General features: G+C 68.4%; 6 protein-coding genes. 4 read left to right on the forward strand and 2 right to left on the reverse strand.

Annotation, left to right across the window (positions count from 1 at the left end; translation table 11 throughout):
- Positions 1 to 179 precede the first annotated feature (179 nt).
- Together ABTZ89_RS32725 and ABTZ89_RS32730 are read right to left on the reverse strand one after the other, a co-directional pair.
- Positions 180 to 1,046 (reverse strand): coiled-coil domain-containing protein, encoded by an 867-nt coding sequence (locus ABTZ89_RS32725; protein ID WP_270949295.1) that lies wholly within the window; start codon positions 1,044 to 1,046, stop codon positions 180 to 182.
- 352 nt (positions 1,047 to 1,398) lie between these two features.
- On the reverse strand, positions 1,399 to 1,974 hold the full coding sequence (locus ABTZ89_RS32730) for a TetR/AcrR family transcriptional regulator (RefSeq protein WP_270949296.1): 576 nt from the start codon (positions 1,972 to 1,974) through the stop codon (positions 1,399 to 1,401).
- A 305-nt stretch (positions 1,975 to 2,279) separates the two neighbouring features.
- Between ABTZ89_RS32730 and ABTZ89_RS32735 the strand changes: the two genes are divergently transcribed.
- The 4 genes from ABTZ89_RS32735 (at position 2,280) to ABTZ89_RS32750 (ending at position 7,305) form a co-directional block, all read left to right on the forward strand.
- A complete protein-coding gene (locus ABTZ89_RS32735; protein ID WP_351052046.1) occupies positions 2,280 to 2,471 on the forward strand; it encodes a hypothetical protein in 192 nt (63 codons plus the stop codon).
- Positions 2,458 to 3,951 (forward strand): aldehyde dehydrogenase family protein, encoded by a 1,494-nt coding sequence (locus ABTZ89_RS32740; protein WP_351052048.1) that lies wholly within the window; start codon positions 2,458 to 2,460, stop codon positions 3,949 to 3,951. Before ABTZ89_RS32735 ends, ABTZ89_RS32740 begins: the two co-directional genes overlap by 14 nt.
- A 161-nt stretch (positions 3,952 to 4,112) precedes the next feature.
- A complete protein-coding gene (locus tag ABTZ89_RS32745) occupies positions 4,113 to 5,645 on the forward strand; it encodes an APC family permease (protein ID WP_351052051.1) in 1,533 nt (510 codons plus the stop codon).
- Positions 5,646 to 5,715: 70 nt separating this feature from the next.
- Positions 5,716 to 7,305, forward strand: coding sequence for a GMC family oxidoreductase (locus ABTZ89_RS32750; RefSeq protein ID WP_351052053.1), 1,590 nt, complete (start codon positions 5,716 to 5,718; stop codon positions 7,303 to 7,305).
- Positions 7,306 to 7,314 lie beyond the last annotated feature (9 nt).

A 7,314-nucleotide genomic window follows, 5' to 3' on the forward strand; every position in this document is an offset into this window, starting at 1 on the left:
GGGGGGGGGGGGGGGGGGGGGGGGCCTTCGCCGGCGAGCCGCGGGCGCGGGGGAATCCCCCCGCTCATGGCCCCCCACTCCCGAACTCGACCCGATTCGAATTCGGCCATCGGGCCTGAATGCGACAATTCTGCGAGAAATCGCGGTCACCCCGGGGTGATCGCGAACTCGCACCGCGGTCAGTTGCGACTCGCCGCCGCTTCTTCCGGCACCGGTTCCTCGTGGCGCTGCTCGGGAACGTCGACGTCGCCGGACGGGACCTGTCCACTTCGGACCACTTCGGACACGTAACCGTCCGATCCCTCGCTGGCCGCGCCCGCTTCGGTGGCGGCCAGGAACGGTTCCGCGGTGGCCAGGACCTGCTGCGCCGCGCGGACCCGCTGCGCGAGGTCCTGCCGCATGCGCAGCATCGCCTCGGAGTACTCGTCGGCCCGCCGGATCCGCCGCTGCGCTTCCGCGGTCGCTTCGCGGACCCGCCGCTGCGCCGCTTCGCGGCTGGCCTGCTCGCGCTCGGCCATGGTCCGCGACGCCTCTTCGCGGCGCGCCGCCATGGACACCTCGAAGTCGTGCTCGACCTGGGTGCGCCGCTCCTCCGCCTCGGCGTCGAGGCGACGGCGGTGCTCCTCGGCTTCCCGCTTCATGGCCTGCACCTCCTTGCGGGTGCGGGCCAGCATCTCGTTGCGCTGCTGCTCGGACTGCCGCCGCCACTCATCGGCCTCGGCGACCAGCTTCTCGTAGCGCTCGCGCAGCTCGGCCGCGGCCTGCTCGCTGCGCGCCCACTCGTGCTCGGAGGCGGCCTGCGCTGCGGCGACCACCTCGTTCGCTTCGTCGTGCGCGAGCCGGACCATGCGGCGTAAGCGGTCGGTCAGCGCAGCGGCATCGATGGGAGTGCGCGCCTGGTCGTCGAGCTGCTGCTTGAGCACCTCGACCTCGGCGCGCGCCTGGTCCAACTGCGCGGCCAGGTCGCCGACCTGGCTGAGCGCTGAGTCCCGATCCTCTGCGAGCATCCGGATCTCGGTCTCGGTCTGCTGGATGTAGAACTTCACCTGAGAACGGCGGAACCCGTACCAAACAGTGTCGAAATCCGACTTGAGCGGCACCAATTCGCGGTCTTCGTTGTGCCCCACGGTCTCACCCCACCTGAAGTTGATCAATCGTGCTGGGAGCGAGCCACGCCCCGACGCGGCATGTCCGTTGTACACCGGAAAAACGCCGGGCGATGTGCTCCACCGGGCTGAAACCGGCAGACCGGACGCCCGCGGCGCGGACGGTGCCAACGATCGCTGGCACCCATTCTGACCACCGCGCGCATCTAGATCAACAGTGCCGGATTCGGTGCAATGCAACGGACATCCGATGTTGACCGATCGGACACCAAGCCGGAAAACCGCGCCGGAATCAGCTTTCCGCGGCGCCGGTCAGGACCCGGCGGAATATCATCTCGATTTCATCTCGACCGGGCACCGTTTCCCGGACGATCCCCTGCAGCAGCAATCCGCAGAACACCACCGACAGCGCACGGCCGGTGGCCTCGTCGGTACGCGCGGCGAACAGCTCGGCCAGCGCGTTGTCCCACTCCTGGCTCGCGTGGTGCAGCGCGGGCTTGTGCAGCGCGGCGATGTAGAGCTGGTGCTGGACCGCGGTCTGCAACCGGGCCGGGCCCAGGTAGTGCAGCACGAGATCGGCCAGCGCGGTCGCGAGATCGCCGTTGTCGCCGAGCCCCTCGGCCCACTGCCGCATCTGCGCGACGTCATCGGCGGCGGCCTGCCGCAGGGCGCTGACCAGCAGATCGTCGAGGGTCGCGAAGTAGTAGGTGGTCGACCCCAGCGGAACACCCGCCGCAGCCGCGACGGCACGGTGCGTGAGCTTGTCCACGCCGCGCTCGGCGACCACGTCGATCGCGGCCCGCGCGATGCGTTCGGGCCTGGTCGGGTCCTTGCGGCGCGCGGCGGGCGCGGGCTGCGTGGTCGACATTCGCTGGGACGTCCTCCTGGTGCCGGCTGCTTCTCGACGGCGGGCCGAGTTGACCAAGTACAGCCTGCCATGCCGGGGCTCCAACGCGATGCGGTCCAGGTCACCGAATTCGCGTTACCGCTGTTCGGAGCGCATATTTTCAACGGCGAACGACATCGGGCAACCCAGGTGATGTACATCTGTACATGTCCGGTGTTAGGGTCTTCGCCAGCACTGAGAGCAATCACGGACCAGGTCGAGGAATCGACCTCCGCTGGAATTGAACGAATACATCGCCCGGCCGCCACCGAATGCACCGTCAGGAGGTGAAATCGCTGCAAGGCGCGCCGACGGCACCTTTCGGCGAATTCCTACTCGATGCACCGATGACGATTCGCGTGGCGAAGATCCGGTTCTCACGTCATTGTGTGACCACGCCGCCACCAGAAGTGCGCAACCGGGCGGTTCCAGCACAAAAAGCACAACCATCACGGGGATACGAGCATGTCGCAAGCTGAGAATTCAGCACCCACGCTGTTCATCGACGGCGAATGGGTGCCGGCCGCGGACGGTCGCACCCGCGAGATCCACTGCCCCGCCGACGGGGAGCTGGTGGCCACCGTCTCCGAGGGCGGGCGCGCCGACACCGAGCGCGCCATCGCCGCTGCTCGCCGCGTCTTCGACGAGGGCTCCTGGGCGAGCACCTCGCCGTGGGAGCGCGGCGACCTGTTGCTGCGGGTCAGCGACATCATCCAGCGCGACAAGGCCGAGTTCGCCCGCGCCGAATCGCTCGACACCGGCAAGCGCCTGGTGGAGAGCGAGTACGACATGGACGACATCGCCGCGTGCTTCCGCTACTACGGCAAGATCGCCGGCACCGACGCGGGACGCGTCGTGGACACCGGCTCGCCGGACTCGATCAGCCGCGTCCAGTACGAGCCGGTCGGCGTGTGCGGAATGATCACGCCCTGGAACTACCCGCTGCTGCAGGTGGCCTGGAAGGTCGCCCCGGCCATCGCCGCCGGCAACACCTTCGTCCTCAAGCCCAGCGAGCTGACCCCCGGCACCGCCATCCTGCTGATGCGCGCGCTGGCCGAGGCGGGCCTGCCCGCCGGCGTCGGCAACCTGGTGCTGGGCACCGGCGCCGAGGTCGGCTCGGTGCTGGCCGAGCACCCCGACGTGGACCTGATCTCCTTCACCGGTGGTCTGCACACCGGCCGCAAGATCTCCGCCGCCGCGGCGCCGACGGTCAAGAAGGTCGCGCTGGAGCTCGGCGGCAAGAACCCGAACGTGGTCTTCGCCGACGCCGACTTCGAGACCGCCGTCGACTACGCGCTGACCGCGATCTTCCTGCACTCCGGCCAGGTCTGCTCGGCGGGCGCGCGGCTGATCGTCCAGGACGAGCTGCACGACGCGCTGGTGGACGAGATCGTCCGCCGCGCCGAGCTGATCCGCATCGGCGGCCCGTTCGACAGCGAGGCCGAGACCGGCCCGCTGATCTCCGCGGCGCACCTGCAGAAGGTCGACGACTACGTCGCCAAGTCCGTCGCCGAGGGCGCCGTGCTGCGCACCGGTGGCCGCCGCCCCGAGGGCGAGCGCTACGCCAACGGCCACTACTACCTGCCGACCGTCCTCGACGAGGTCCAGCAGGGCTCCTACGCCGTGGTCGAGGAGTCCTTCGGCCCGGTGCTGACCGTGGAGCGCTTCACCGACGAGGACGACGCGGTGCGCATCGCCAACGACACCCACTACGGCCTGGCCGGCGCGGTGTTCACCGGTGACCCGGCCAAGGCGCAGCGGGTGGCCAACCGGCTGCGGCACGGCACCGTCTGGATCAACGACTTCCACCCCTACCTGCCGCAGGCGGAATGGGGCGGTTACAAGCAGTCCGGCATCGGCCGCGAACTCGGCCGCGCCGGCCTCGGCGAGTACCAGGAGGCCAAGCACGTCTACCAGAACCTGCGGCCCGGTCCGCAGAACTGGTTCTCCGGGAAGTAAGCACGACCAAACGCGCTGCGGCGGTGCAACCGATCCACCGCCGCAGCGCGCTCATACGCGGCTGAACTGGCCGCGATCGCACAAACCGCGCGAAGCAAGCAACCACCCGGTCCAACCCTCCTGCTCCGGCGGGCGCGTTGACCGGGAAAGGAGTTCGGGGCATGAGCGCGCCCAATCACGACGCCGAGCTCAACGAGTTCGGCTACACCAACAAACTGAAGAGAAGCCTCGGAAGCTTCCACACCTTCGCCGCCGGGATCAGCTACATCTCGGTGCTCACCGGCACCTTCCAACTGTCCTACTTCGGCCTGTCCTTCGGTGGACCCGCCTACTGGTGGTCCTGGCCGATCGTGTTCGTCGGGCAGTTGCTCGTGGCGTTGAGTTTCGCCGAGCTGGCATCGCGATACCCGATCGCCGGTTCCGTCTACAACTGGGCGAAGAAGCTGGGCGGTCAGCACGTCGGCTGGCTGGCCGGGTGGATGATGCTGCTGGCCTCGATCGTCTCGATCTCGGCCACCGCCCTGGCCTACCAGAACACGCTCCCCCAGATCTGGGCCGGCTTCCAGATCATCGGTGACAGCGGCAACGCCACCGATGCCGCGGTCAACGGCATCCTGCTGGCGACGGTGCTGATCCTGTTCACCACGCTGGTCAACGCCTTCGGCGTCAAGCTGATGGCCCAGATCAACAGCGCCGGTGTGTTCATCGAGCTGGCCGCCGCCGTGCTGCTGATCATCGCGCTGGCGCTGGTGGTGGTGAACCCGCCGACCGTCGTGCTCGACACCAACGGCACCGAGGCCGCCTTCGGCGGCAACTACCTGAGCGCGTTCCTGGTCGCCGGGATCGCCTCGTCGTACGTGATGTACGGCTTCGACACCGCCGCATCGCTGGGCGAGGAAGCCATCGACCCGCACCGCAACGCCCCCAAGGCGATCCTGCGGGCGCTGATCGCCTCGTTCGTGCTCGGCGGCCTGATCCTGCTGTTCGGCATGATGGCCACGCGCGACTTCTCCGCACCGGAGCTGGCCACCAGCGGTCTGCAGTTCGTGCTCAGCGACGCGCTCGGCCCGCTCGTCGGCCGGCTGTTCCTGCTGGCGATCTTCGTGGCGATCACGGTGTGCGTGCTCGCGGTGCACACCGCGGCGATCCGGATCGTCTTCGCCATGGCCCGCGACAACGCGCTGCCGGCGGGCAAGCTGCTGGCCCGCGTCAGCCCGCGGTTCCAGACCCCGGTCGTCCCCGCCATCGTCATCGGCGTGATCGCGGTGGCGCTGCTGCTGGTCAACATCGGTCAGCCGCAGATCTTCACCGCCATCACCAGCCTGGCGATCATCCTGATCTACATCTCCTACCTGCTGGTCACCGTGCCGATGCTGGTCGCGCGGTTGCGCGGCAAGTGGAAGCCCGGCAAGGAGGAAGGCCGGTTCGGCCTGGGCAAGCTGGGGCTGCCGATCAACGTGCTGGCCGTGGTGTGGGGCGCCGGCATGACCATCAACCTGGCCTGGCCGCGCCGCGAGGTCTACAACGCCGAGCCGCCGTACCACTGGTACCTGCAGTACAGCTCGGTGCTGTTCGTCGGAGTCGCGGCGGTGGGCGGATTCGCGTACTACTGGTTCGTCCAGCGGCACAAGGTCGGCGTTCTCGCCGAACATTCGTCCACTTCGGACAAAGAGAAGACCAGCCCGGTCGCCTGAGAGGTTCGCTCAACCCGCCCACGAAGCGGGATGACCAGAACTCTTATTCACAGAAACGGAGATTCGGACAATGACAGACCAGTTCGACTACGTGGTGGTCGGTGGTGGCAGCGCGGGTGCGGCGGTCGCGTCGCGGCTTTCGGAGGACCCGAACGTCACCGTGTGCCTGCTCGAGGCCGGTCCGTCGGACGTCGGCGACAAGGCGATCCTCGAGCTCAAGCGCTGGATGGCACTGCTGGAGTCCGGCTACGACTGGGACTACCTGATCGAGCCGCAGGAGAACGGCAACTCCTTCATGCGCCACGCCCGGGCCCGCGTGCTCGGCGGCTGCTCCTCGCACAACTCCTGCATCGCCTTCTGGGCCCCGGCCGAGGACCTGGACGAGTGGGAGTCGATGGGCTGCACCGGTTGGGGCGCCAAGGACATCTTCCCGCTCTACAAGCGGCTGGAGACCAACGACGCCCCGGGTGAGCACCACGGCCGCAGCGGCCCGGTGACCCTGCGCAGCGTCCCGCCGAACGACCCGTGCGGTGTCGCGATGCTGCAGGCCTGCGAGGAGCAGGGCATCCCGACCACGGAGTTCAACTCCGGCAAGACCGTCACGCACGGCGCCAACTGGTTCCAGATCAACTGCAAGGAGGACGGCACCCGCTCCTCCTCGTCGGTGTCGTACCTGCACCCGAACCTGGACCGGCCGAACCTGGAGATCCGCACCCAGGCGTGGGCGAAGAAGGTCACCTTCGACGGCACCCGCGCCACCGGCGTGGAGTACCTGGACGCGGACCTGATCCACACCCGCACGGTCACCGCCCGCCGCGAGGTGGTGCTGTCCACCGGTGCCATCGACACCCCGAAGCTGCTGATGCTGTCGGGCATCGGCCCGGCCGAGCACCTGCGCGAGTTCGGCATCGACGTGCTGGTCGACTCCCCCGGCGTCGGGTCCAACCTCCAGGACCACCCGGAGGGCGTCATCAGCTGGGACGCCAAGAAGCCGATGGTCACCGACTCGACGCAGTGGTGGGAGATCGGCATCTTCACCACCACCGAGGACGGCCTGGACCGGCCGGACCTGATGTTCCACTACGGTTCGGTGCCCTTCGACATGCACACCGTGCGGCAGGGCTACCCGACCTCGGAGAACAGCTTCTGCCTGACCCCGAACGTCACCCGCGCCCGCTCCACGGGCACGGTGCGGCTGCGCAGCCGCGACTTCCGGGACAAGCCGAAGGTCGACCCGCGGTACTTCACCGACCCGCACGACATGCGGGTGATGACCGAGGGCATCAAGCTGGCCCGCAAGATCGTGGCGCAGCCGGCGATGCAGGAGTGGGCCGGCGCGGAGCTGTTCCCGGGTCCGGACGTGCAGACCGACGACGAGATCGCGGACTACTTGAAGCGCACCCACAACACCGTCTACCACCCGGCGTGCTCGGTGCCGATGGGCGCTGAGGACGACGCGAGCAAGCCGCTGGACCCGCGCCTGCGGGTCAAGGGCGTGCAGGGTCTGCGCGTCGCGGACGCCTCGGTGATGCCGTTCCTGGTGGCGGTGAACCCGAACATCACCACCATGGCCATCGGCGAGAAGTGCTCCGACATGCTGAAGGAAGTCACGTCTCGCGCGGTAGGTCCGGTCGACGTGCCGTTCAACGATGATCAATGACAGGTGCGA

The sequence above is a fragment of the Saccharopolyspora sp. NPDC002686 genome (assembly GCF_040295745.1).
Lineage (GTDB): Bacteria > Actinomycetota > Actinomycetes > Mycobacteriales > Pseudonocardiaceae > Saccharopolyspora > Saccharopolyspora oryzae.